Raw genomic sequence first — 23,640 nt, 5'->3', positions numbered from 1 at the left:
TTCGCCGTGCGCGTCGGGGAGTTCACCGGGTAGCTCCTTCCCTGGCCGTGCCGCCGCGGGCGATCGCCGCGAAGGCGCGGAGCGAGTCCGTGCCGGGCGCGAAGTAGCCGCTGTGGCCTCGGGCGTCGTCGGCCGGGACGTGACGCGCACCGAACGCCGGGTCGGTCGGGTCGGCGCCGTGGCCGAGTCCCGCGAACCGCACGCTCGGCACGTCGTCGATCCAGTCGGTGGGGTCCTTCGCCGCCCATACCCGGGCCCGCGTCCGCAGCGCGTCCACATGGTCGGCCCGCATCCCGGGGGAGCCGAGGACCACCAGGTCGGTGGCGGGGAGCCGGTGGGCGGCGAGGCCGCAGACGACGGAGCCGTAGCTGTGGCAGAAGACGGCGGGCTCGGGCAGCCCGTCCGCCGTCAGCCCCTCCGCGAACCGGGTCAGCCGCTCCGCGCCCGCCTCCGCGAGCCGCCCGGTGGCGGCGTCGACGCCGACGCCCACGGGGGTGGTGTACCCGGTCCAGGCGATGACGGCGGTCCCCGGTCCGGCCTCCCGTTGCAGGGTCCTCGCCATCCCCGGCGGGGCCCCGTGGGCGGTGGTCCTGCGGTCGAACGTCCCGGCGTCGTTGTCGGAGCCCGGCACCACGACGGAGACCCGGCGCGCGGTGCGCAGATCCCCGAAGACCTCGGCGACCTGGCCGCGCCCGCGCGGGTCGAACGCCAGGATCTGCCGGCCGGGGGCGGCGAGCGAGCGGTAGCGGGGGTCCTCGGCGGCGCTGAGGGCGAGGGCGTTGGCGCGGTAACGGAGCTCCAGGGGTACGCCGTCCAGGTTGCCGACCACGGACGGGTGCCGCAGGAGCAGGAGTTGCCGCTGCCTGTTGTCCAACCCCTTGAAGAACGAAGCCACTTCGCTGGGCTTCGAGGTGTCCGGGTCGGGCAGCTCCGTACCCAGCGACGACCGGTCCGCTTCCCACCGCGCGCTCCCCGGGGGCGGTCCGGTCAGCGCCTGCTGCGCGTCCCCCGAGACCCAGCCCGCGGCCCCGGTGACCACGCTGGTGGTCAGTGCCAGCGCGACCAGGGTCCTCGCGTATCGGCGCATCGTGCCTGCCTTCCCTCTCCTCTCCGCACCGGTCGGTGCGGAGAGGAGGAAGGTAGGAAGACGACGGGTGACGTGACGTCACACCGGAGAGCCAACTGCGGGGTGGTACCGGAGTAGGGGGTGGGGGACCCACGTCGGGCTGAGCGAGGGCGAGGGGCAGCGGAACCCCGCATCCCTACACCGTCGGGCCAGGACCCTGCGCCCCCGGGAGGACCGTCGGCCGACCAGCTAGGCCCCCGCGTCCCCCGGCGTCACCAGCCCCGACTCGTACGCGAAGATCACCGCCTGCGCCCGGTCCCGCAGGTCCAGCTTGGCCAGCACCCGTCCGATGTGCGTCTTCACGGTCTGCTCGGCCAGCACCAGCCGACCCGCGATCTCCTGGTTCGACAGGCCCCGCGCGATCAGCTCCAGCACCTCGCTCTCGCGCGGGGTGAGCCCGTTCAGCCGGAGCGCCTGGCCGCCGCGGGTCGCCCCGGCGGGCCGCTGCGCCGCGAAGTCCGCGATGAGGCGCCGGGTCACCGAGGGCGCGAGCAGCGCGTCCCCGGCCGCCACCACCCGTACCGCCGCGATCAGATCGGCGGGCGGGGCATCCTTGAGGAGGAACCCGGAGGCCCCGGCGCGCAGCGCCTCGTAGACGTAGTCGTCCACGTCGAACGTGGTGAGCATGAGCACCTTCGGCCGGTGCACCACGCCCGTCGGCGGGTTCAACAGCTCGCGGGCGGCGGCGAGTCCGTCCATCTCCGGCATCCGGACGTCCATCAGCACGACGTCGGGACGCTGTCCGCGGCTCACGTCGACCCCTTGGCGACCGTCGGCCGCCTCGCCCACCACGTCGATGTCGCTCTGCGCCGAGAGCAGCGCCGCGAACCCGGCCCGGACCATGGCCTGGTCGTCGACGATGATCACACGGATGGTCACGGGTCCTCCGGAGTCGGGCGGGCGGACGAAGACGCACCGGACGAAGACGGACCGGGCGGTTGCGCACCGGGTGGCGAGGCGTCGGAGGACGGCGTACCGGGTGGCGGCGCGTCCGCCCCGGGCAGCGGCATCCGGGCGGCCACCCGGAACCCGCCCTCGGGCAGCGGCCCCACGTCCAGCGTGCCGCCGGTCAACCGTACGCGCTCCCGCATCCCGACCAGCCCGTGCCCGGTCCCCGCCGACTCCAGCGGCGAAGCGGGCCGCGCGGCGGGCCCGTTGACGACCAGCACGTGCAGATGGCCCCCGGCCGCCCGGACCGAGACCTGCGTGCGGGCACCGGGCGCGTGCCGCACCACATTGGCCAGCGCCTCCTGCACGATCCGGTACGCGGACAGGTCGACGGCCGACGGCACCTCGCCCACGTCCGCCGCCAGCGACAGCTCCGCGGGCAGCCCGGCCCGTACCGTCGCCTCCACCAACTGCTGGAGCCGGTCCAGGCCGGGCTGCGGCGCGCGGTCGGCCCCGCCGCCCTCGGTGCCGTCACTGCGCAGCACCGACAGCAGCCGCCGCATCTCGCCCAGCGACTCCCGCGCCGCCGCGGCGATCGCGGTGAACTCCTCCTCGGCGGCCCGTGGCAGCCCGGAGATCCGGTAGGGCGCGGAGTCCGCCTGCACGGTGATCACCGACATGTGGTGCGCGACCACGTCGTGCAGCTCCCGCGCGATCCGGGTCCGCTCCTCCAGCAGCGTGCGCCGCGCCCGTTCCGCCTCGCTGATCGTCTCCTGCTCGGCGAGCCGGCGCGTCGCCTCGCCCCGTTCCCGGACCACCCCGCCGATGGCCAGCACCGCAGCTCCGAGCACCGTCAGCAGCAGGGCGCTGCCGGTGCCGCGGTCCGCCGGGGCGATCAGATGGAGCGCCGCCGAGACCGCGGCCGTCACCAGCCACACGGCGAGAACGGTCCGCCAGGTCTCCCGCAGCCCGATCGCCAGCAGCACGAAGAGATACGCGACGAGCACCGGCGGGGGCCACGGCCACACACCGTGCGGGACAGGAGGCTGCGCGAGCAGCACCAACGCGCCCACGACGTCGGCCGGGAGGACGATCCACCACGCCTGGAGAGGTCGGTGGGCCAGTATCAGCAGCGGGGCCGCCTGGGCCACCCCGAGCGCCCCGGCCAGGCCGCCGGGCAGCCCGTACGGGGTCGCGAGGACGACGATGGTGACCGGGATGAAGGTCGCGGCCAGCACGAGGACCACCCCGTACGGCAGCAGCCGCTGCCAGCGCTTCGGGGCGTCGGCCAGCAGCGGGGTGGGCGGGTGCGAGGGGCGGGTCAGCCCCTGGGCCAGCTCACGCAGATTGCGGCGGGCGGCGCTGAGCAGGCCGTCGGCCGGCGGGGGCGCGGCGGGGGAGGGGGGAGCCGGAGCGGAGGAGGAAGGAGAAGTGGACATGGCCCGGTCAGCGTAGGCAGCTCAGGGGCGCGACGGCGTCATACCAGGGTTCCGACCCGCCCGTCGGTCACCTCATACTCCGGTACGGGGTCCCGCCACAGGGTCAGGAGCAACCGCCTCTGACGCACGCAAGCGTGGATGCGGGCGGGCGAGCCGTACGGACAGGGAGACGGCCGGGTGAACCGTACGGGCGGGGAGGGCGAGCGGGTGGCTGTGGGCGGGCGGTCTGCGGGAGCCCGGCTACAGCTCCGCGAGCAGTTCCGCCTTCTTCGCGCTGAACTCGGCGTCCGTCACCAGCCCCGCCTGATGCAGCTCGCCGAGGTGGTGGATGCGTTCGGCGATGTCCGCCGGGTCGCGCCGCACGGCGTTCGCCAGGACCGGGGCGGGCTCGGCGGGCTCGGGCTGGGTCCGGCGTATCGACTCCAGTACGGCGGCGGCGAAGGGCAGCGACTCGTGCACCGGACCGTAGCCGAGGCCGAAGACGACGGCCGCCGGATCCTGGTCCGCCTGGGCGATGGGGGCGGTGGCACGGGGCACCAGCCGCAGGTAGCCGTCCAGGGCCTCGGGGGAGCGCCACTCGATTCCGGCCAGTTCGCCCACGCGGTAGGTCTGGTCGCCCGCCTTCCACTTGGCGCTGGAGGCCCCGGTCCAGGACCACCGGAAGGAGATCCGCTCCCCGTCGAACCCGGCCCGCCCGTCGTACGCCTTGAAGTTCAGCGGCGCCTCGGGGGCCGTCACCAGGAAGCGGTGCGCGGGCTCGTCGGGCTCCTCGGGGGCGGCGTCGAGCAGGGTGCGCAGCTCGTCGGCGTAGTACTCCGCCAGCACCTCCCGCTCCGCCGGAAGCACCAGGCGATAGGGGTCGCACCCCTCCTTGAGCTGCCCCGCGGCAGCCTCCATCAGGGGGTCGGCGCCCGGTCGGGGCACGGCACGCAGGACCACCGTGCTCCGCTTGCCCGGGGTCAGCGTCACCGACGACAGCGCCGCATGCGGGATGCGGCGCTCGCGCAGGCTCTGGAAGAGCTTCGGCGTGCGGATCCCCCGTTCGAAGCGCATGAGCACGGAGTCGGTGTCGAACTCCCAGGTGGCATGAATTCCGGCCAGCAAGTCACCCATGTGCCTCATCGTATGCGGCACAGGCCCGCACGTCCCCCCTCGGAGTAATTCGCCGTTCATCCGCCCGTCACGCGCTTCTACGCGCGTCGGGTGGCCCCCTCGCCGTAAATACCGCTGTGGCATGCGCCGTCGGCACCCGCGCAGCGGACCGATCCATATGCGCCGACCCCGATCGCGGCGAAGCTGTCCAGGCTCGCGGTGCCCGGTTCGAAGTAGCCGCTGTGTCCCTTCGCCCCGGCCGCCGAGACGATCCGCGCGCCGAACCGGGGGTCGACCGGGTCGGCCCCGTGACCGATGCCCCCCAACTCCAGATGCGGTACGTCCCCGATCCAGTCGCCCCGGTCCCGGGTCGCCCAGATCCGGGCGCCGGTGTCCAGTTGCCGTGCGCTGGTGACCCGCATCCCGGGGGAGCCCGCCACCGCGATGTCGGCCACCCGGCGGGGCGCCTCGTCCGCCGCCACCCCGCAGACCACGGACCCGTAGCTGTGGCAGAACAGCGAGACCGTGGGGGTGCCGGGAAGCGCGCCGACCATCGCGTTGAGCCGGAGCGCGCCGTCCGCCGCCAGCCGGCCGAGCGCCGCGTCCACGCCGAGCCCGGCGGGCGCGGTGTAGTCGGCCCACGCGATGACCGCTGTACGGGTGCCCGGGGCGGCGGCGCGCTCCGCCCCGTAGAGGGACCTCGCCATGCCGACGGGTGCGGTGTTGGCGTGCCGGGTGCGCTCCAGGGTCAACAGATTGGTGTCGACGCCGGGGACGATCACCGAGACCCGGGCGGCCCGGTCGAGATTCCCGAACACCTCGGCCGCGCGGCCCTGCCCGGACGGGTCGAACGCCAGGATCTGCCGGTCGCCCGCGAGCAGCGACCGGAAGCGGGCCTGGCGGCGCTCCGCCTGGTCGCGGCCGTCCGCCGAGAGGGACGCGTCGTGCGCCCGCCGCCGCTCCTCGGCGGCCGCCTGCTTCAGGGCCAGCCGGTTGGCGTGGTAGCGCAGGGTGACCGGGGCGCCGTTCAGGTTGCCCACCACCGACGGGTACTTGCCCGCGAGCGCGACCCGCTGGGCGGAGGTGAGCGTGGCGAAGAAGCGGGCCAGCCGGTGGGCGGGCGCGTCGGCCTCCGGCAGGGCGTGGCCCGCTATCCGGTCCCGCGCCCAGGAGGCGAGAGCGAGGGTTCGTGCCTCGTCGGAGCGCTGATGGTGCACGGCGCTCCAGCCCGTGGCCGTCAGCATCACGAACACCACCACGACGGCGAGCAGCGCGCGCCAGGCGGTCAAGGTGGGGGAGGTGTCGAAGGAAGTCACTGCGCCACACCCTAGGAGAAGCGCGCTGACGACCGTGATTCAAGTGACCCGCATCACCCGTCCGCTGAGGATTGACCCGCGATACGTCACGCGGAGTCACGGGATGTCAGAGGTGGCTCCGCGAGGGGGCGGGAGGGAGCAGGAGGGGACGCGAGCGAGCAGGAGGGGACGGGAGGGGGCGCGAGGGGCCGGGAGGGAGGGCTTCGACGTCGCCGCCGTTCAGGTCGCGGCCGCCGTTCAGGAGGAGTCCGGCCGCCAGGCGTGGGCGAGCGCCGGGCCGAGGTGGTCGAGGTAGGTCTCGGTCAGCTCGCGCAGGGCCTCGACGCTCGTGTCCTGCCCCTGGCCCCAGAGCTGTCCGGTCACCCGGAGCACCCCGGAGAACGCGGCGACGGCGACCCGGGGGCGGGGGTCCCGGTCCACGTCGAGCCCCTCGCGCTCCGCGATCAGCCGGGCGATCTGCTCCTCCAGGGCCACGCCGCGCCGCATGTGGGCGGCGAGCAGGGTGGGGGTCGACTCGATCATCCGGTACGTCCGCATGTGGAGGTCGACCGGCACGACCTCCTCGATCGCCTCACCGATGCTGTTCCAGGCGTACAGCACGGCCCGGCGCATCGCGTCGAAGGGGATCTCACCGGCGGGACGGCGGCGCAGCTCCGTGACGAAGTGCGACTCGACCATCTCCTGCACCGCGAAGACGGTCTCCTCCTTGTTCGCGAAATAGCGGAAGAAGGTGCGCTGGGAGACCTCGACGGCGTCGACGATCTCGTCGACGGTGGTGCGTTCGTAGCCCTGGGTGGTGAACAGTTCGAGAGCGGCCCGCAGCAGGGCGTCGCGGGTGCGCTGCTTCTTGCGTTCGCGCAGTCCGGCCCGGGGCTCCACTGCCTGCCCGTCGATCACCTACCGGCCCCTCTTTTTTCCGTATTCGTCCAGCTCAGCCTACCTGTGAACGACGTGTGAGCTACGTGACAGTTACTGACTTGTGAATTGGTTTGTCAACTGTCAGAGGCTGTCATTAGTCTCCGCGTATGACTAGTCAGACCACCGTCGAGAAGGCACCGCGGGAGCCCGAAGACAACGCTGTCCCCGCCCCGGCCAAGGGGCTGCGCGGCCACCCCTGGCTGACCCTCTTCGCCGTCGCCATCGGCGTGATGATGGTCGCGCTCGACGGCACGATCGTCGCCATCGCGAACCCCGCCATCCAGAGGGACCTCGGCGCCACGCTCGCCGACGTCCAGTGGATCACCAACGGCTATCTGCTCGCCCTCGCCGTGGCCCTGATCACCGCGGGCAAGCTCGGTGACCGATTCGGTCACCGGCAGACCTTCCTCATCGGTATCGCCGGCTTCGCGGCCTCCTCCGCGGCGATCGGGTTCTCCAAGGAGATCGGCCTCGTCGTCCTCTTCCGCGTGCTCCAGGGCCTCTTCGGCGCCCTGCTGATGCCGGCCGCGCTCGGTCTGCTGCGCGCCACCTTCCCCGCCGAGAAGCTGAACATGGCGATCGGCATCTGGGGCATGGTCATCGGCGCGTCCACCGCGGGCGGCCCGATCGTCGGCGGTCTGCTCGTCGAGCACGTCAGCTGGCAGTCGGTGTTCTTCATCAACGTGCCGGTCGGTGTCGTCGCGCTCGCCTTCGGCCTGGTGATCCTCAAGGACCACCGCGCCGCCAACGCCCCGCGCTCCTTCGACATCCTGGGCATCGTGCTGCTCTCGGGCGCGATGTTCTCGCTCATCTGGGGCATCATCAAGGCCGGTGAGTCCTGGGGCTGGGGCGACGGCCGGACCTGGGCGTGGCTCGGCCTCGCGGTCCTGCTCTTCGTCGCCTTCGGCCTCTGGCAGAACCGGGTCCGGGAACCGCTGGTCCCGCTGGGGATGTTCCGCTCCATCCCGTTGACGGCCGGGGCCATCCTCATGGTCCTGATGGCCTTCGCCTTCATGGGCGGCCTGTTCTTCGTGACCTTCTTCCTCCAGGGCGTCCACGGCCTGAGCCCGGTCGACAGCGGTCTGCACCTGCTGCCGCTCACCGCGATGATGATCGTCTCCTCGCCGGTCGCCGGTCTGCTGATCACCAAGTTCGGTCCGCGCGTCCCGCTGGTCGGCGGCATGGTCTGCACGGCCACCGCGATGTTCGGCATGACCACGCTCAGCGAGTCCACCGGCACCTTCGCCATGTCCCTCTGGTTCGCGCTGCTCGGTTGCGGGCTCGCCCCGGTCATGGTCGGTGCCACCGAGGTCATCGTCGGCAACGCACCGCTGGAGCTGTCCGGGGTGGCCGGGGGCCTCCAGCAGGCCGCCATGCAGGTCGGCGGCGCGCTCGGCACCGCCGTCCTCGGCGCGGTCATGTCCTCCAAGGTCAACGCCGAATTCGCGGACAACTGGGCGGGCGCGGGTCTGCCCGGCGAGCCCGCTCCCGGACTGGAGGAGGCCGCCGAGTTCGGCATGGTCCCGGTGGACGCCCTCTCCAAGGCTCCGGGCATGACGCCGGACATCGTCGACCGCATCGGCGGGGTCATCCACGACACGTTCATGTCCGGCATGGGCCTGGCCTTCACCGTCGCGGGCATCGTCGCGGTGGTCGCGGCCCTGGTCGCCACGCTCACCAAGCGCGGCGAGAACGCCGAGGCCGGCGCGGGAGTCGGCCACATCTGACCACCTGCCCCCCCGGAGAGCTTCCCCGCGAGAGGAAGCCCCGCGTCAACACAGCGCACGCGACAGCCCCGCCGAATCCTTTCGGCGGGGCTGTCGCCTATCAGGGTGGCGGACCCGGTCCGCTCTTCCCCCGCCCTCGTCCGGTGACGCAGAGTGATCGGCGGAAGCACCGCACCGACCAACCACGGGGGTTGATCCACCATGCGTACGAACCTCACGCGAACGACCGTCCTCGCGGGCGCCCTGGCCGCCGCCGCGCTCGCACCCCACGCTCTGGCCCACGACCGGACCGCCGCTACGGCCGCTACGGCCACCACGGCTGCCACGTCTGCCAGGGCCGCGGCGGCCGAGCGGTCGCCGGGTGTCAGCCTCGGCAGCTGCGAGGCGGGCAGGCTCTGCCTCTGGAAGAAGCCCGACTTCACCGGCGCCCGCCACACCTTCGAGCTCTCCGGCATCGACATCGAGAGCTGCACCCCGCTGCCGAAGGGTGGCGACGCCCAGTCCCTCGCCAACCGCACCGGGCGGCCCGTCACGACCTACCAGTCCGCCGAGTGCGCGGAGACCGGGGAGTTCGAGACGTACCCGGGCGGCGGCACCTGGACGCCCCGGTCCCCGTACCAGGTACGCGCCGTCAAGATCTGGGAGAACTGAGGCCCGGACCAGGGACAGGGACCCGGGCACCCGGGAGAGGCACACCCGGGAGAGGCGCACACGGGAGAGGGGCGGCGACGCGCTCGCGTCACCGCCCCTCGGCCTCGTACGACTGCGCTACGACGCGCCCCTATGCCCTAGCCCTACGGCGACTAGGCGTCGCCGCCCGCCGGGCCCGGGTCGGCCGCCGCCACGTCGAGGAGTTCGTAGCGGTCGACCGCCGTCTTCAGGGCCGACCGGTCGATCTTCCCGTCCTTGGCGAGCTCGGTGAGCACCGCGAGGACGATCGACTGGGCGTCGATGTGGAAGAAGCGGCGGGCCGCGCCACGGGTGTCCGCGAAGCCGAAGCCGTCCGCGCCCAGCGACTGGTACGCCCCGGGCACCCAGCGCGCGATCTGGTCCGGCACCGAGCGCATCCAGTCCGAGACCGCCACGAACGGACCCTGGGCCCCTTCGAGCTTCCGGGTCACGTAGGGGACGCGCTGCTCCTCCTCCGGGTGGAGCAGGTTGTAGCGCTCGACGTCCACGGCCTCGCGGCGCAGTTCGTTCCAGGAGGTCGCCGACCAGACGTCCGCCTTGACGTTCCACTCCTCGGCGAGGATCCTCTGCGCCTCGACGGCCCACGGGACGGCGACGCCGGACGCCAGGATCTGCGCCGGGATCTCGCCCGCCTCGCCCTGCCGGAAGCGGTAGACACCCTTGAGGATGCCGTCCACGTCCACGTTCTCGGGCTCGGCCGGGTGCTGGATGGGCTCGTTGTAGACGGTGAGGTAGTAGAAGACGTCCTCGTTCGCCTCGCCGTACATCCGGCGCAGCCCGTCCTGCATGATGTGCGCGATCTCGTACCCGAAGGCCGGGTCGTAGGAGACACAGCCCGGGTTCGTCGAGGCGAGCAGCTGCGAGTGGCCGTCCGCGTGCTGAAGGCCCTCACCGGTCAGCGTCGTACGCCCGGCGGTCGCGCCCAGCACGAAGCCGCGCGAGAGCTGGTCGGCCATCTGCCAGAACTGGTCACCGGTGCGCTGGAACCCGAACATCGAGTAGAAGACGTAGACCGGGATCAGCGGCTCGCCGTGGGTGGCGTACGCCGAACCGGCCGCGATCAGCGAGGCCGTACAACCCGCCTCGGAGATCCCGTCGTGCAGCATCTGCCCGGTCGGGGACTCCTTGTACGCGAGCAGCAGCTCCCGGTCGACCGCCTCGTACTGCTGACCCAGCGGGTTGTAGATCTTCGCACTCGGGAAGAACGCGTCCATGCCGAAGGTGCGGTACTCGTCGGGGGCGATCAGCACGAAGCGCTTGCCGATCTCCTTGTCCCGCATGAGGTCCTTCAGGATGCGGACGAACGCCATGGTCGTGGCGATCGACTGCGAACCCGACCCCTTCTTCGCAGCCGCGTACGTCTTGTCGGCGGGCTGCGGCAGCGGCTTCGCACGGACCACCCGGGTCGGGACGTAACCGCCCAGACTCTGCCGGCGGTCGTGCATGTACTGGATCTCCTCCGAGTCGCGGCCCGGGTGGTAGTAGGGCGGGTAGCCCTCGTCCAGCTGCTTGTCGGTGACCGGGATGTGCAGACGGTCGCGGAACCGCTTGAGGTCCTCGACCGTGAGCTTCTTCATCTGGTGGGTCGCGTTGCGGCCCTCGAAGTTCGGCCCCAGCGTCCAGCCCTTGACCGTCTGCGCCAGGATCACCGTCGGCTGGCCCTTGTGCGCCTTGGCCGCCGCGTAGGCCGCGTAGACCTTGCGGTGGTCGTGGCCACCGCGGCCCAGGTGCAGGATCTGCTGGTCGGACATGTCCTTGACCATGTCCCGCAGCCGCGCGTCGTCACCGAAGAAGTGCTCGCGGATGTACGCGCCGGTCTCCGTGGCGTACGTCTGGAACTGGCCGTCCGGCGTGGTGTTCAGCTTGTTGACCAGGATGCCCGTGCGGTCCTGCGCCAGCAGCGGGTCCCACGAGCGGTCCCACACCAGCTTGATCACGTTCCACCCGGCGCCCCGGAACTGCGACTCCAGCTCCTGGATGATCTTGCCGTTGCCGCGCACCGGCCCGTCGAGCCGCTGGAGGTTGCAGTTGACCACGAAGGTCAGGTTGTCCAGACCCTCACGGGCGGCGATCGACAGCTGGCCCAGCGACTCCGGCTCGTCCATCTCGCCGTCGCCGAGGTAGGCCCACACGTGCGACGCGGAGGTGTCGGCGATGCCGCGCGCCTCCATGTAGCGGTTCATCCGCGCCTGGTAGATCGCGCCCAGCGGGCCGAGGCCCATCGAGACGGTCGGGAACTCCCAGAAGTCCGGCATCAGCCGCGGGTGCGGATAGCTGGACAGCCCGTCGGGGGCCTTCGACTTCTCCTGGCGGAACGCGTCGAGCTGGCGCTCGCTGAGCCGGTCCAGCAGGAACGCGCGGGCGTAGATCCCGGGGGAGGCGTGCCCCTGGAAGAAGATCTGGTCGCCGCCGTCGCCCTGGTCCTTGCCCCGGAAGAAGTGGTTGAAGCCCACGTCGTAGAGCGAGGCGGAGGAGGCGAAGGTGGCGATGTGTCCGCCCACGCCGATCCCGGGACGCTGCGCCCGCGAGACCATCACGGCGGCGTTCCAGCGGGTCGCGTTGAGGACCTTGCGCTCGATCTCCTCGTCGCCGGGGAAGAACGGCTCGTCCTTCGTGGCGATGGTGTTCACGTAGTCCGTGCTGCGCATCTCCGGCACCGCGACGCGCTTCTCCCGCGCGCGTTCGATGAGCCGGAGCATCAGATAGCGGGCCCGCTCCCGGCCGCGCTCGTCGACGGCGGCGTCGAGGGAGTCGAGCCATTCCCGGGTTTCTTCAGGATCGAAGTCCGGGACCTGGCTCGGAAGGCCGCCAATGATGATCGGGTTGCGATCGGATCCGGAAGCCACACTGTTCCTTCGCTGTTCGGTGGTGCTCTACGGGGCCTGTGCGGGGAATGTAACCCCCGGACAGCTCTGTCAACTCTGTGCGCGCCGCCTCCATCGTGCTACCGCGAGGGTCCAAACGTCATCTCTACCGTGGGGTAACCCCGAGATCCACCGCGGTGGAACCCCGGGGTCGCGGAAAGTCTCGACCGGGGCGCGCGTGTGGGCGGTACGCCGCTGGGTACGGGCAAACCGCAACCTTACGCCCAAGGCGTCCAAGCGTTCCCAATGGCTGTTCGAATCCGAATGGCGGACCGAAACGGCATAAGCTGAGGAAGGACGTAAACGGATGAGACGCACCCGGAGACCGCGGCCGAGCACCGGAAAGTGCGAAGAACGCCGAGGGCACCGGAAGCGCCCCGCGGAGACATGCCGTAACTTGCGATGACGTGGCAGGGAACGTCACCGTATAGGCGGTCTCGCGCGCTGGGTACTTGCGCGATTCGCCGGGCCCGTGTGGACTACGGCCTACGTCCTGCCCACGCGCGTGGGCAGCATTTTCCGAAGACATGACCAGGAGGCAACCCGTGAGCGCGACCGCGGACCACGCGGAGGAGCGGACCAACCCGGCAGCACGCCTGGGGTTCGAGCCCGGACAGGTGGTCCAGGAGATCGGCTACGACGACGACGTCGAGCTGGAGCTCCGTGAGGGCATTGAGGCCACTACCGGCCAGGAACTCGTCGACGAGGACTACGACGACGTCGCCGACGTCGTCCTGCTCTGGTTCCGCGACGAGGACGGCGACCTTACGGACGCGCTGGTGGATGCCATCGGTCTGATCGAGGACGGCGGCATGGTCTGGCTGATGACGCCGAAGACCGGTCGCGACGGTTACGTCGAGCCGAGCGACATCAACGAGGCCGCCCAGACCGCCGGTCTCGCCCAGACCAAGACCATCAGCGCGGGCAAGGACTGGACGGGCAGCCGTCTGGGCACCCCCAAGGGGGCCAAGGCCAAGCGCTGAACCACTCTCCGCATCACCTCCGGCCCCTGCGGGCGCACACCGTGCCCGTAGGGGCTTGTGTCTGTGCCCACGAGGCCGCCCGTCCGGCCGCGCGGCCCCTTCGGAACCGGCCGCCCGCCCCTGCGTAGGGTGGTGGCTGTCACCCGGACGGGCCCCCGCCCGGGACCCGGAGTAAGCGGCGATAAGGATGCGTGTTCCATGACGATCGAGGTCGGCACCGAAGCCCCGGATTTCGAGCTCAAGGACAACCACGGCCGGACCGTGCGGCTCTCGGAGTTCCGCGGTGAGAAGAACGTCGTGCTGGTCTTCTACCCGTTCGCCTTCACCGGCGTCTGCACCGGCGAGCTGTGCGCGCTCCGCGACGAACTGCCCCGCTTCGAGAACGAGGGCACCCAGTTGCTCGCCGTCTCCAACGACTCCATCCACACCCTGCGCGTCTTCGCCGAGCAGGAGGGCCTGGAGTACCCGCTGCTGTCCGACTTCTGGCCGCACGGGCAGGCCTCGCGGGCGTACGGCGTCTTCGACGAGGACAAGGGCTGCGCGGTGCGCGGCACCTTCGTCATCGACAAGGCGGGCGTCGTCCGCTGGAGCGTCGTCAACGGGCTCCCGGACGCCCGGGACCTGAACGACTACGTCAAGGCGCTCGAAGCGCTCTGAGGCGGTATCCCGGCGACGCCCGGTCAAAAGCCTGTTTTGGCCGGGAACCGGTCACTAGGATCCAATCGTTGATCCGATGCCAACGAACGACGGGGACGCTGGTGTCTGCCGGCCCCTGAGAAAACTACTGGAGGACTCGTGGGAGTCAGCCTCAGCAAGGGCGGCAACGTCTCGCTGACCAAGGCCGCGCCCAACCTGACCGCGGTCATCGTCGGTCTGGGCTGGGACGCCCGCACCACCACCGGCGGCGACTTCGACCTCGACGCCAGCGCGCTGCTGGCGAACGCCGAGGGCAAGGTCGCGGCCGACGGCAATTTCGTCTTCTTCAACAACCTGAAGAGCCCCGACGGATCGGTCGAGCACACCGGTGACAACACCACCGGTGAGGGCGAGGGCGACGACGAGGTCATCAAGGTGAACCTCGCGGGTGTCCCCGCCGACATCGACAAGATCGTCTTCCCGGTCTCGATCTACGAGGCCGAGACCCGCCAGCAGAGCTTCGGCCAGGTCCGCAACGCGTACATCCGCGTGGTCAACCAGGCCGACAACACCGAGCTGGCCCGCTACGACCTGAGCGAGGACGCCTCGACGGAGACCGCGATGGTCTTCGGCGAGCTCTACCGCAACGGCGCCGAGTGGAAGTTCCGCGCCATCGGCCAGGGCTACGCCTCGGGTCTGCGCGGCATCGCGCAGGACTTCGGCGTCAACGTCTGAGGCCCTGGGCAGCAGCACCAGCGGGACGAGCAGCACGAGCAGCACGAGCTGCCTGAGCCTGTACGAGCAGCACGGAGCGCGTCCAGCGCTCCCGCACCACCGCGTCCGGCGCCGCGCACACGTGCGGCGCCGGACGCGCCCGGGGGTGTCCGGCGCACCGTGACCGGGAAGCCCCCTGGCAGCGTTCACACGACTAGGGGAGGACACACATGGGCGTCACGCTCGCCAAGGGAGGCAATGTCTCCCTCTCCAAGGCCGCACCCAACCTCACCCAGGTGCTGGTCGGGCTCGGCTGGGACGCGCGCTCCACCACCGGGGCCCCCTTCGACCTCGACGCCAGCGCGCTGCTGTGCCAGTCGGGCCGGGTGCTCGGTGACGAGTGGTTCGTCTTCTACAACAACCTCACGAGCCCCGACGGATCGGTCGAGCACACCGGCGACAACCTCACCGGCGAGGGCGACGGCGACGACGAGTCCGTCATCGTCCGCCTCGACCAGGTGCCCGCCCACTGCGACAAGATCGTCTTCCCGGTCTCGATCCATGAGGCGGAGAACCGCGGCCAGGCGTTCGGCCAGGTCAGCAACGCCTTCATCCGGGTCGTCAACCAGGCCGACGGCCAGGAGCTGGCCCGCTACGACCTGAGCGAGGACGCCTCCACGGAGACCGCGATGATCTTCGGAGAGCTCTACCGGTACAACGGCGAGTGGAAATTCCGTGCAGTCGGCCAGGGGTACGCGTCGGGCCTGCGAGGCATCGCTCTAGACTTCGGCGTCAACGTTTCATAGCCGCGCACGGCGCGGGGGAGCCCCCCGATGGACACCGGGAGACTCGTCACACACACATGGGGTAGTCAGTGCTTCTGAAAACCTTCGGCTGGTCGTTCGCGGTGACCGCGCTCGGCCTGGTCGCGGCGTTCTACTACGGCGGATGGCAGGCCTTCGGTATCGTCGCGATCCTGACGATCCTGGAGATCTCCCTCTCCTTCGACAACGCGGTGATCAACGCCGGGATCCTGAAGAAGATGAACGCCTTCTGGCAGAAGATCTTCCTCACCGTCGGCATCCTCATCGCCGTCTTCGGTATGCGACTGGTCTTCCCCGTCGTGATCGTCGCGGTCAGCGCGCAGCTCGGCCCCATCGAGGCCATCGACCTGTCGTTCAACAACCCCGACAGGTACAAGGAACTGGTCACGGACGCCCATCCGTCGATCGCCGCCTTCGGTGGCATGTTCCTGCTGATGATCTTCCTTGAGTTCCTCTTCGACGAGGAGCGGGACATCCACTGGCTGCGCTGGATCGAGCGCCCGCTCGCCAAGCTCGGCCGGGTCGACATGCTGTCGGTCTGCGTCGCGCTGATCGTCCTGCTGATCAGCGCCCTGACCTTCGCGACCCACGCCCACCAGCACGGCGGCGGCCACGCGGACAAGGCGTCGACCGTCATGCTCTCCGGTATCGCCGGTCTGATCACCTACCTCGTCGTCGGCGGGCTCTCGGGATTCTTCGAGGGCAAGCTCGAAGAGGAGGAGGAGCGGGAGCACGAGGCGGAGGAGGCGGCCAAGAAGGCGGGCAAGCCCGTCACCGGCGTCGCCCTCGCGGGGAAGGCCGCGTTCTTCCTCTTCCTCTACCTGGAGGTCCTGGACGCCTCGTTCTCCTTCGACGGCGTCATCGGCGCCTTCGCCATCACCAACGAGATCGTGCTCATGGCCCTCGGCCTCGGCATCGGCGCCATGTACGTCCGGTCCCTCACCGTCTACCTGGTGCGCGAGGGCACGCTCGACGACTACGTCTACCTGGAGCACGGCGCGCACTACGCGATCGGCGCCCTGTCGCTCATCCTGCTGGTCACCATCCAGTACGAGATCAGCGAGATCATCACCGGCCTCGTCGGGGTCGTCCTGATCGCCCTGTCCTTCTGGTCCTCGGTCCGCCGCAACCGGGCCATCGCCGCGTCCGGCGGGGACGGCGGCAGCGGGGACGGCGGCTCCGACAGCAAGGCTCACGTCTCCTCACGGGTGTGACCCGGCGGGGATTGAGGAACGCTCTCTGCGGGGCGGCCCACACGGCGACGGCTCTCCGGGACCTCCCGGACCCGGCCCGGCGGCCGCCCCGCAGTGATGTCCGGGTGGCACCCGCGTGTGGGGGCGCCCCGCGTGCGGGGCGTCGGAGCGGGCGCGAGAACAGGTGGGGGTTGGAATGGGATTCTTCGACGGCTTGCGACCGCTGCGCGCGGCGCAGTTCGACTCGGGCCACGCCACGTCGAGCGCCATCGAGCTGACCAAGCGGAACGCGACGGTCTCGCTCACCGAACAGGGCGCCCTCTCGGGCAACCTGCGGGTCAACCTCTCCTGGCGGATGCGGACCTCGGACATCGAGGGCCGCTCCCGCCAGAGCGGTCTGCTGCGCCGCCCGCTCAAGCTGTTCCAGCCCGAGGTGGTCCAGGCGCACACCCAGGGCGTCGTCAACGTCGACCTGGACCTCGGCTGCATGTACGAGCTGACGGACGGCACCAAGGGGGTCGTCCAGCCGCTCGGCAGCCTCATCGGCGACCTCAACGCCCCGCCGTACATCCGGCTCAGCGGTGACGACCGGTTCGGCGCGCCCTCGGGGGAGACGGTCTACGTCAATCTGGACCAGCGCGACAAGATCAAGCGGCTGCTGTTCTTCGTCTACATCTACGACCAGACGCCCGCCTTCGACCGTACGCACGCGAAGATCACGCTGTACCCGGGGCACGGGCCGCGGATCGAGATCGAGCTGGACGAGCGTGCCCCCGAGGCCCGGTCCTGCGCGGTGTTCACCGTGGACAACTCCAAGGGCGAGCTGGTCGTGCGCCGCGAGGTGAAGTTCGTCTACGGCTTCCAGTCGGAGCTGGACCGGCTGTACGGCTACGGCATGCAGTGGGGCCGCGGCTACAAGTCCCGCACCTGAGACCCGCCCCACCCGGGGCAGATCACGACCGGAGCCTCCGGACCGGCCGGCGCGTCAGGAGCGGCCTGGGTGTCAGGGGCGGCCGACGCGCCAGTGGCCGTCGGCGCGTCAGGACCGGATGAACTGCGGACCTTGCGGAGGCAGTGCGAAATGCGGGTCGGGCGCGGGTGCGGCGGCCGCCGCGGGCTGGGGATAGCCGTAGGCGGGCGGCGCGGCGGGCGGCGGATAGCCGTACGTCGGCTGCTGGGCCCCGGGCTCCGCCCCCACGGGCACCGCGGGCGGCATGGGCGGCGCGACGGGCGGCGGGTAGCCGTAGGAGGGCTGCTGGTGCTGGACGGTGATCTGGGAGTCGGCTCCGACGGCCCCGGGAGATCCGACGGGCCGCGGGGGCACGGACGGCACCGGGGGCACGGCCGGGCTCCCGCCCTCGTCCGCGGACTCCGACTCGTCCACCGAGATCCCGAAAGCGGTGGCCAGCCCGATCAGGCCGGTGGGGTAGCCCTGCCCGACCGCGCGGAACTTCCATCCCTCGCCGCGCCGGTACAGCTCGCCGCAGATGATGGCGGTCTCCTCGCCGGTCTCCGGCCGTACATCGAACACGGCCAGCGGCTCGCCGTCGGCGGGGGCGGTGGACGCCGCGTCGAAGAGAAGTATCCGCAGGTCAGGTACGCTTTCAAAAGCGGCACCATCGGAGGAGGCGGCGATGACCACCTGCTCCACGGAGGCCTCCAGCGCGCCGAGGTCCGCCTCGATCGTGTCGGTGAGACCCCCGGGGACGCTGCGCTTCGGCAGCCGCCTGACCAGACCGGACGGGTGCCGGGGCTGGTTGTAGAAGACGAAGTCCTCGTCGGACCGCACCCGGCCGGACGCACCGAGCAGCAGGGCGGAGGCGTCCACGTCGGGAACCCCGGTGCCCGGGGTCCACCGCAGCACGGCCCGGACGGCCGTGGCTTCGACGGGGACGTTCGAGCCCTTCAGCATCGTGTGCGTCATGACCGTCATCCTGCCTGCTGGGGGCCCGTACGGACAACGCAGGGGCGGGCACGATCGAGCCCGTCGCCGGCGCGGGCCGGGCGGCAGGGTAGCGCGGGAGGAGACGACGTGACGGGCAGGTAACCGGAAATTCATGCCCATGGGGAACTGTTGACACCCGTCCGTACGTACTATTACCGGCCATACGATGTCCGGCCGGCCAGGCAGTTCGGGGGAAACTCATGCGTCACTTCGGGCACCTAGCGCCCGCCGCCCGGGAGAGCATGTTCTTCCGGGAACCCCGGGACTTCAGCGCCTCCTCCCCGGCACGGCTCCTCTCGGTCGCCCTCGGGGCCACCCTCTACTCCCCGGCCACCCGCCCCAACCTCGCCGAGGACGTGCTCAAGCAGGCGCGGCGCGGCGTCGTCTCGATGGTGCTGTGCCTGGAGGACTCGATCGACGACGCCGAAGTGGTCGGCGCCGAGGCCAACCTGATCAGGCAGTTCGCCGACCTCGCCGCCCGCGCCGGGTCCCCGGGCACCACGGACTCCGAGGACACCGCGGGCTCCGGGAACGCCGGGGGCCCCGACGTCCCGCTGCTCTTCGTCCGGGTCCGCGAACCGGCTCAGATCACCGACCTGGTGGAGCGCCTCGGCGACTCCGTCCGGATGTTGTCCGGTTTCGTCCTTCCCAAATTCACGGAGGAGCGTGGAGAGGCGTTCCTGGAGGCCCTCACCAAGGCCGAGGCTGCCTGCGGACAGCGCCTCTTCGCCATGCCGGTCCTCGAATCGCCCGAACTGCTCCACCTGGAGACGCGCGCCGAGGTCCTGCGGGGCATCGCCCGCAGCGTCGGCAAACACCGGGACCGGGTGCTCGCCCTGCGCCTGGGCGTCACCGACTTCTGCTCCGCCTACGGACTGCGCCGCGCGCCCGACATGACGGCGTACGACGTCCAGATCGTCGGCTCCGTGATCGCCGACGTCGTCAACGTGCTGGGCCGGGCCGACGGGACCGGCTTCACGATCACCGGCCCGGTCTGGGAGTACTTCCGCCGCCAGGAGCGCATGTTCAAGCCCCAGCTGCGCCGCAGCCCCTTCCTGGAGGGCCGGGCCGAGGAACTGCGCACGGCCCTCATCGAGCACGACATGGACGGCCTGCTGCGGGAGATCGAGCTGGACCGCGCCAACGGGCTGCTCGGCAAGACCTGCATCCACCCCTCGCACGTGGCCCCCGTCCACGCGCTGTCCGTGGTCAGCCACGAGGAGTTCACGGACGCCGAGGACATCCTGCGGCCGGAGCACGGGGGCGGCGGGGTGATGCGCTCGGCGTACACGAACAAGATGAACGAAGTGAAGCCCCACCGGGCCTGGGCCGAGCGCACACTCCAGCGCGCGGAGGTCTTCGGGGTGGCCAGGGAAGATGTCGGCTTCGTGGACCTGCTGGCCGCAGGTCTGACGAACTGAGCGCGTACCGGTGAGCGAGCGCGCGATGGATGAGGAGAGCGTGGACGTGGTGTGGTCGGGCAGCTGGGTGGCGGAGCGGCTGGATATCGCCCTCGAAGGCGACGGGGAGCTGCGGGACCTCCTGGGCCTCGCCCTGCGCCGTAACCCCAAGCGGGCCCATCTGCTGGTGTCGAACGTGCTGGGCAAGCACGTCCCCCAGCTGCCCTCCGTGGTGTACGGGGCGGGCTTCGCGCTGGGCGAGCGGGTACGGGAGCTGCTCGGCGCGGAGGCGGCCCGCGAGGCGGTAGTCCTCGGCTACGCGGAGACGGCCACCGGCCTCGGTCACGCCGTCGCGGACGGCCTGCGGGACGCCCCGTACCTCCACTCCACCCGGCGCCCGGTCGCGGATGTGGCCCAGGCGGGCGGCTTCGAGGAGGCCCACTCGCACGCCACCTCGCACCTGCTGCTGCCGGAGGACCCCGAGCTGCTGGCGGGGGGCGCCCGGGGCGCGACGCTGGTCCTGGTCGACGACGAGTTCTCCACCGGCAACACCGTCCTGAACACCATCCGCGCGCTGCACGAGTCGCACCCCCGCGAGCGGTACGTGATCGTCGCCCTCGTCGACATGCGCTCCCCGGCGGACCGCGACCGGCTGACCGCCTTCGCCGCCGACATCGGCGCCCGGGTGGATCTGGTGACCCGGAGCGCCGGCACGGTCACCCTCCCCGACGGCGTACTGGAGCGTGGCCAGGCCCTGGTCGCGTCCCAGGAGGCGGAGCAGGCGGGCCGGGCGGAGCGTGAGGTCCGGGAGGGGGCTGAGGTTCAGGGGGAGGCGGAGGTCCGGGGGGAGGCTGACGTTCAGGGGGAGACGGAGGGCCGGGGGGAGCAGACCGGGGCGGAGGCCGTCGCCGCACCTGGACCCGCGTCCGCAGTGGCCCCCGCCCCCGTCACCCGCGTCGGCCTCGGCTGGCCCGAGGGCGTCCCCGACGGAGGCCGTCACGGCTTCACCCCGGCCCACCGGGCGGCGCTCGAAGCGGCGCTCCCGGGGATGGCCGACCGGATCGCCACAGCGCTGGCGGAGGGCGCCCGCTCCCGGCCGGGCAGGAGCCCCCGGCAGGACGAGAGCCCCCGGCAGTATGAGAGCCCCCAGCCGGACGGGAGCTCCCGGCAGGACGGCGGTCCTCAGCAGAGCCACGGCCCCCTGGCCGCCAGTGACCCCCGCCCCGCCGACCGCCCTCGCCGCGTCCGCGTTCTCGTCCTCGGCTTCGAGGAGCTGATGTACGCGCCGCTGCGGATCGGCACCGCGCTGGAGGAGGCGCTGGGGGCCGACGCCGAGGTCCGCTACTCCACCACCACCCGCTCCCCGGTCCTCGCCGTGGACGACCCCGGCTACGCGATACGCACCCGCCTCGTCTTCCCGGCCCACGACGCCCCGGCGGACGGCCCCGGCGCCCGGTACGCGTACAACGTGGCGGGCGCCGGTTTCGACGCGGTGGTCGCCGTCGTCGACTCCACCGCCGACACCCCCGAACTGCACGCCCCCGACGGGCTGCTGGCCCGTCTGGCGGCCCACACCGGCCACGTGCTCCTCGCGGTGGTCCCCTCGTACGCCCCCACACCCGTTCAGGAGCCCGCCGTGCTGCCCGAGCCCCTCCGAGGCCCCGACTTCTCCAGCTACGCGCCCGAGGACGTCGGCTGGCTCCTCCAGGACCTCTCGGACACCGAACTGGAAGCGCCCACCGAGGAGCGCGAGGAGGCGATCCAGAGCGGCGGCGCGCACTACGCGGAGTCGCTGCCGGTGGAATACCAGCCGAGCGCCGCCTACCAGGCCCTGTTCACCGCGGCCCTGGACGCCTCGGCCGCGCGCGTCGCCCGCGCCGTGGGCACCGTCACCGAGACGGTCCTCGCCGAACGCGGCCCGCGCCCGGTGCTCGTCTCGCTCGCCCGCGCCGGTACACCGGTCGGCGTGCTGATGCGGCACTGGGCCCGCCACCGGCACGGCCTGGACCTCCCGCACTACGCGATCTCCATCGTCCGGGGCCGGGGCATCGACGCCAACGCCCTGCGCTGGCTCGCCGCCCACCACGACCCGGCCGACGTGGTGTTCGTCGACGGCTGGACCGGCAAGGGCGCGATCACCCGCGAACTGGCCGCCGCACTGGAGGAGTTCGCGGCGGGGGAGCGGGCCGCGGACACCACGGACCGGAGCGGTGCGGAGAGCCCGGGAAGCACCGCGGGCTCGGGGACCGTCGCGGGCCGCGCGAACACCTCGGCTTCCGGGGGCACTTCGGGCCCGGTCGGCGCCGGGCGCTTCAACCCGGAGATCGCGGTGCTCGCCGACCCGGGCGGCTGCGTCCGGACGTACGGCACCCGTGAGGACTACCTGATCCCCTCGGCCTGCCTCAACTCCACGGTGTCCGGCCTGGTTTCCCGTACGGTGCTGCGCGCCGACCTGGTCGGCCCGGACGACTTCCACGGCGCGAAGTTCTACCGTGAGCTGGCCGGGTCCGACGTCTCCGGCGACTTCCTCGCGGCGGTGGCCGCGCGCTTCGAGGAGGTGGCGGACGCGGTCGACGCGGCGGCGAAGGAACTGCTGGCCGCCGACCGCGCCCCGACCTGGGAGGGCTGGGCCGCCGTCGAGCGGATCAGCGAGGAGTACGGCATCCACGACGTCAACCTGGTCAAGCCGGGCGTCGGCGAGACCACCCGGGTGCTGCTGCGCCGGGTCCCCTGGAAGATCCTGGCGAAGCGCGGCGCGGGCGCGGACCTGGAGCACATCCGGCTGCTGGCGGAACAGCGGGGCGTCCCGGTCGAGGAGGTCGACGACCTCCCGTACAGCTGTGTGGGCCTGATCCACCCCCGCTACACCCGCGGCGCGACCGGCGCGGACGGCAAGGCGGTGACCGGCGGCGCCCCGGAGACGGTCGGCGGTGTCCCAGCGACGACCGACGCTGCCCCAGCGACGGCTGACGGTGCTCCGGCGACGACCGGCGGTGCTCCGGCGACGACCGGCGGCGAGGAGGTGAAGGACGGATGAGCGTGAGCGCGCCCTCCCCGGCCACCACCCTGGTGGCGAGCGACCTCGACCGTACGCTCATCTACTCCGCGGCCTCGCTCGACCTGTCGATGCCCGACGCGCAGGCCCCGCGGCTGCTGTGCGTCGAGGTGTACGGCCACAAGCCCCTCTCGTACCTGACCGAGACGGCCGCCGCGCTCCTCACCGACCTCGCGGCCGCCACGGTCTTCGTCCCGACGACCACCCGGACCCGGGAGCAGTACCTCCGTATCCACCTCCCCGGCCCCGCCCCCCGGTACGCGATCTGCGCCAACGGCGGACACATCCTGGTCGACGGCGTGTCCGACCGGGACTGGCAGCGGCAGGTCGCGGCCCGCATCGTGGCCGAGTGCGCGCCCCTCACCGAGATCCGCGCCCACCTCGCCACGACCGCGGACCCGGCCTGGCTCCTGAAGGAGCGGGTGGCCGAGGACCTGTTCGCCTATCTCGTCGTCGAACGCGCCCTCCTGCCCGAGGAGTGGGTGAAGGAGCTGGCGGCCTGGGCCCGGCCGCGCGGCTGGACCGTTTCCCTCCAGGGCCGCAAGATCTACGTGGTCCCCGTGCCGCTCACCAAGAGCGCCGCGATGCACGAGGTCGCCCGCCGCTCCGGCGCCACCCGCACCCTCGCCGCCGGGGACTCCCTCCTCGACGCGGATCTGCTGCTCGCCGCCGATCTGGGCTGGCGCCCCGGCCACGGAGAACTGGCCGACGAGGGCTGGCAGGCCTCGCACGTCACGGCGCTGGAGGAGCGCGGCGGTGCGGCGGGAGAGGAGATCCTGCGCCGCTTCCTGGCGGCCGCGGCCGCGACGGCGACCGGCTGAGTCCGACTC

Annotated in this window: 18 protein-coding genes and 1 pseudogene; 11 read left to right on the top strand and 8 right to left on the bottom strand. The window is 71.7% G+C overall.

Annotated features, from left to right (window positions below; genetic code table 11):
• Window positions 1–22: 22 nt before the first annotated feature.
• The 6 genes from ACIRRU_RS08960 to ACIRRU_RS08935 all read right to left on the bottom strand — a co-directional run bounded on the left by ACIRRU_RS08960 (window position 23) and on the right by ACIRRU_RS08935 (window position 6,758).
• Window positions 23–1,087: an alpha/beta hydrolase gene (locus ACIRRU_RS08960; protein WP_403678097.1), complete on the bottom strand. Its 1,065-nt coding sequence runs from the start codon at window positions 1,085–1,087 to the stop codon at window positions 23–25.
• A gap of 228 nt (window positions 1,088–1,315) precedes the next feature.
• Window positions 1,316–2,005, bottom strand: a complete 690-nt coding sequence (locus ACIRRU_RS08955; RefSeq protein ID WP_403678095.1) for a response regulator — start codon at window positions 2,003–2,005, stop codon at window positions 1,316–1,318.
• A complete protein-coding gene (locus ACIRRU_RS08950) occupies window positions 2,002–3,453 on the bottom strand; it encodes a sensor histidine kinase (protein ID WP_403678094.1) in 1,452 nt (483 codons plus the stop codon). Before ACIRRU_RS08950 ends, ACIRRU_RS08955 begins: the two co-directional genes overlap by 4 nt.
• 240 nt (window positions 3,454–3,693) lie before the next feature.
• Entirely contained in the window at window positions 3,694–4,566 is an 873-nt protein-coding gene (locus tag ACIRRU_RS08945) for a DUF4429 domain-containing protein (protein WP_403678092.1), read from the bottom strand.
• A 77-nt stretch (window positions 4,567–4,643) separates the two neighbouring features.
• Complete coding sequence (locus ACIRRU_RS08940; protein ID WP_403678090.1) at window positions 4,644–5,861, bottom strand: alpha/beta hydrolase; 1,218 nt, start codon at window positions 5,859–5,861, stop codon at window positions 4,644–4,646.
• 237 nt (window positions 5,862–6,098) lie between these two features.
• Window positions 6,099–6,758 carry a TetR family transcriptional regulator gene (locus tag ACIRRU_RS08935; protein WP_403678088.1) on the bottom strand — a complete coding sequence of 220 codons (660 nt, stop codon included), beginning with the start codon at window positions 6,756–6,758 and terminating at the stop codon, window positions 6,099–6,101.
• A 128-nt stretch (window positions 6,759–6,886) separates the two neighbouring features.
• Between ACIRRU_RS08935 and ACIRRU_RS08930 the strand changes: the two genes are divergently transcribed.
• Window positions 6,887–8,506, top strand: coding sequence for an MFS transporter (locus tag ACIRRU_RS08930; RefSeq protein ID WP_403678086.1), 1,620 nt, complete (start codon window positions 6,887–6,889; stop codon window positions 8,504–8,506).
• A gap of 201 nt (window positions 8,507–8,707) precedes the next feature.
• On the top strand, window positions 8,708–9,157 hold the full coding sequence (locus ACIRRU_RS08925) for a peptidase inhibitor family I36 protein (RefSeq protein WP_403678084.1): 450 nt from the start codon (window positions 8,708–8,710) through the stop codon (window positions 9,155–9,157).
• A gap of 152 nt (window positions 9,158–9,309) precedes the next feature.
• Here ACIRRU_RS08925 and aceE read toward each other — a convergent pair whose 3' ends face one another.
• Window positions 9,310–12,042 (bottom strand): pyruvate dehydrogenase (acetyl-transferring), homodimeric type, encoded by a 2,733-nt coding sequence (gene aceE / locus ACIRRU_RS08920; protein WP_403678082.1) that lies wholly within the window; start codon window positions 12,040–12,042, stop codon window positions 9,310–9,312.
• A 563-nt stretch (window positions 12,043–12,605) separates the two neighbouring features.
• Here aceE and ACIRRU_RS08915 point away from each other — a divergent pair.
• The 6 genes from ACIRRU_RS08915 to ACIRRU_RS08890 all read left to right on the top strand — a co-directional run bounded on the left by ACIRRU_RS08915 (window position 12,606) and on the right by ACIRRU_RS08890 (window position 17,341).
• The gene (locus ACIRRU_RS08915; RefSeq protein ID WP_363202725.1) at window positions 12,606–13,043 is read left to right on the top strand and encodes a DUF3052 domain-containing protein; all 438 of its coding nucleotides are present in this window, start codon (window positions 12,606–12,608) and stop codon (window positions 13,041–13,043) included.
• Between the two features lie 198 nt (window positions 13,044–13,241).
• Window positions 13,242–13,700: a peroxiredoxin gene (locus tag ACIRRU_RS08910; RefSeq protein ID WP_403678080.1), complete on the top strand. Its 459-nt coding sequence runs from the start codon at window positions 13,242–13,244 to the stop codon at window positions 13,698–13,700.
• Window positions 13,701–13,838: 138 nt separating this feature from the next.
• Window positions 13,839–14,414 carry a TerD family protein gene (locus ACIRRU_RS08905; RefSeq protein WP_403678078.1) on the top strand — a complete coding sequence of 192 codons (576 nt, stop codon included), beginning with the start codon at window positions 13,839–13,841 and terminating at the stop codon, window positions 14,412–14,414.
• A gap of 209 nt (window positions 14,415–14,623) precedes the next feature.
• The gene (locus ACIRRU_RS08900; RefSeq protein WP_363202722.1) at window positions 14,624–15,199 is read left to right on the top strand and encodes a TerD family protein; all 576 of its coding nucleotides are present in this window, start codon (window positions 14,624–14,626) and stop codon (window positions 15,197–15,199) included.
• A gap of 68 nt (window positions 15,200–15,267) precedes the next feature.
• Entirely contained in the window at window positions 15,268–16,431 is a 1,164-nt protein-coding gene (locus ACIRRU_RS08895) for a DUF475 domain-containing protein (RefSeq protein WP_403678076.1), read from the top strand.
• A gap of 175 nt (window positions 16,432–16,606) precedes the next feature.
• Window positions 16,607–17,341: a Tellurium resistance gene (locus ACIRRU_RS08890; RefSeq protein ID WP_363202720.1), complete on the top strand. Its 735-nt coding sequence runs from the start codon at window positions 16,607–16,609 to the stop codon at window positions 17,339–17,341.
• A 108-nt stretch (window positions 17,342–17,449) separates the two neighbouring features.
• Here ACIRRU_RS08890 and ACIRRU_RS08885 read toward each other — a convergent pair whose 3' ends face one another.
• Entirely contained in the window at window positions 17,450–18,334 is an 885-nt protein-coding gene (locus ACIRRU_RS08885; RefSeq protein WP_403678074.1) for a TerD family protein, read from the bottom strand.
• Between the two features lie 221 nt (window positions 18,335–18,555).
• Here ACIRRU_RS08885 and ACIRRU_RS08880 point away from each other — a divergent pair, with 221 nt between their 5' ends.
• The 3 genes and pseudogenes from ACIRRU_RS08880 to ACIRRU_RS08870 all read left to right on the top strand — a co-directional run bounded on the left by ACIRRU_RS08880 (window position 18,556) and on the right by ACIRRU_RS08870 (window position 23,631).
• The gene (locus ACIRRU_RS08880) at window positions 18,556–19,776 is read left to right on the top strand and encodes an HpcH/HpaI aldolase/citrate lyase family protein (RefSeq protein WP_403678072.1); all 1,221 of its coding nucleotides are present in this window, start codon (window positions 18,556–18,558) and stop codon (window positions 19,774–19,776) included.
• A gap of 25 nt (window positions 19,777–19,801) precedes the next feature.
• Window positions 19,802–22,663 (top strand): annotated as a pseudogene (locus ACIRRU_RS08875) (phosphoribosyltransferase domain-containing protein); the annotation flags it as partial.
• A 125-nt stretch (window positions 22,664–22,788) separates the two neighbouring features.
• Window positions 22,789–23,631 (top strand): HAD family hydrolase, encoded by an 843-nt coding sequence (locus tag ACIRRU_RS08870; RefSeq protein WP_403678070.1) that lies wholly within the window; start codon window positions 22,789–22,791, stop codon window positions 23,629–23,631.
• Window positions 23,632–23,640 lie beyond the last annotated feature (9 nt).

Origin of the sequence: Streptomyces sp. NPDC101181, assembly GCF_044767975.1 — a bacterium.
GTDB lineage: Bacteria > Actinomycetota > Actinomycetes > Streptomycetales > Streptomycetaceae > Streptomyces.
The sequence above is the reverse complement of the archived record's forward strand: the minus strand, read 5'-3'. Positions and strand labels throughout refer to the sequence as shown.

Bases quoted from the DNA above. Each gene is read 5' to 3' on its own strand.
- ACIRRU_RS08925 (WP_403678084.1), top strand. From the start codon at position 8,708: ATGCGTACGAACCTCACGCGAACGACCGTCCTCGCGGGCGCCCTGGCC.
- ACIRRU_RS08910 (WP_403678080.1), top strand. From the start codon at position 13,242: ATGACGATCGAGGTCGGCACCGAAGCCCCGGATTTCGAGCTCAAGGAC.
- ACIRRU_RS08870 (WP_403678070.1), top strand. From the start codon at position 22,789: ATGAGCGTGAGCGCGCCCTCCCCGGCCACCACCCTGGTGGCGAGCGAC.
- ACIRRU_RS08885 (WP_403678074.1), bottom strand. From the start codon at position 18,334: ATGACGCACACGATGCTGAAGGGCTCGAACGTCCCCGTCGAAGCCACG.
- ACIRRU_RS08950 (WP_403678094.1), bottom strand. From the start codon at position 3,453: ATGTCCACTTCTCCTTCCTCCTCCGCTCCGGCTCCCCCCTCCCCCGCC.
- ACIRRU_RS08880 (WP_403678072.1), top strand. From the start codon at position 18,556: ATGCGTCACTTCGGGCACCTAGCGCCCGCCGCCCGGGAGAGCATGTTC.
- ACIRRU_RS08945 (WP_403678092.1), bottom strand. From the start codon at position 4,566: ATGGGTGACTTGCTGGCCGGAATTCATGCCACCTGGGAGTTCGACACC.
- ACIRRU_RS08930 (WP_403678086.1), top strand. From the start codon at position 6,887: ATGACTAGTCAGACCACCGTCGAGAAGGCACCGCGGGAGCCCGAAGAC.
- ACIRRU_RS08890 (WP_363202720.1), top strand. From the start codon at position 16,607: ATGGGATTCTTCGACGGCTTGCGACCGCTGCGCGCGGCGCAGTTCGAC.
- ACIRRU_RS08960 (WP_403678097.1), bottom strand. From the start codon at position 1,087: ATGCGCCGATACGCGAGGACCCTGGTCGCGCTGGCACTGACCACCAGC.
- ACIRRU_RS08900 (WP_363202722.1), top strand. From the start codon at position 14,624: ATGGGCGTCACGCTCGCCAAGGGAGGCAATGTCTCCCTCTCCAAGGCC.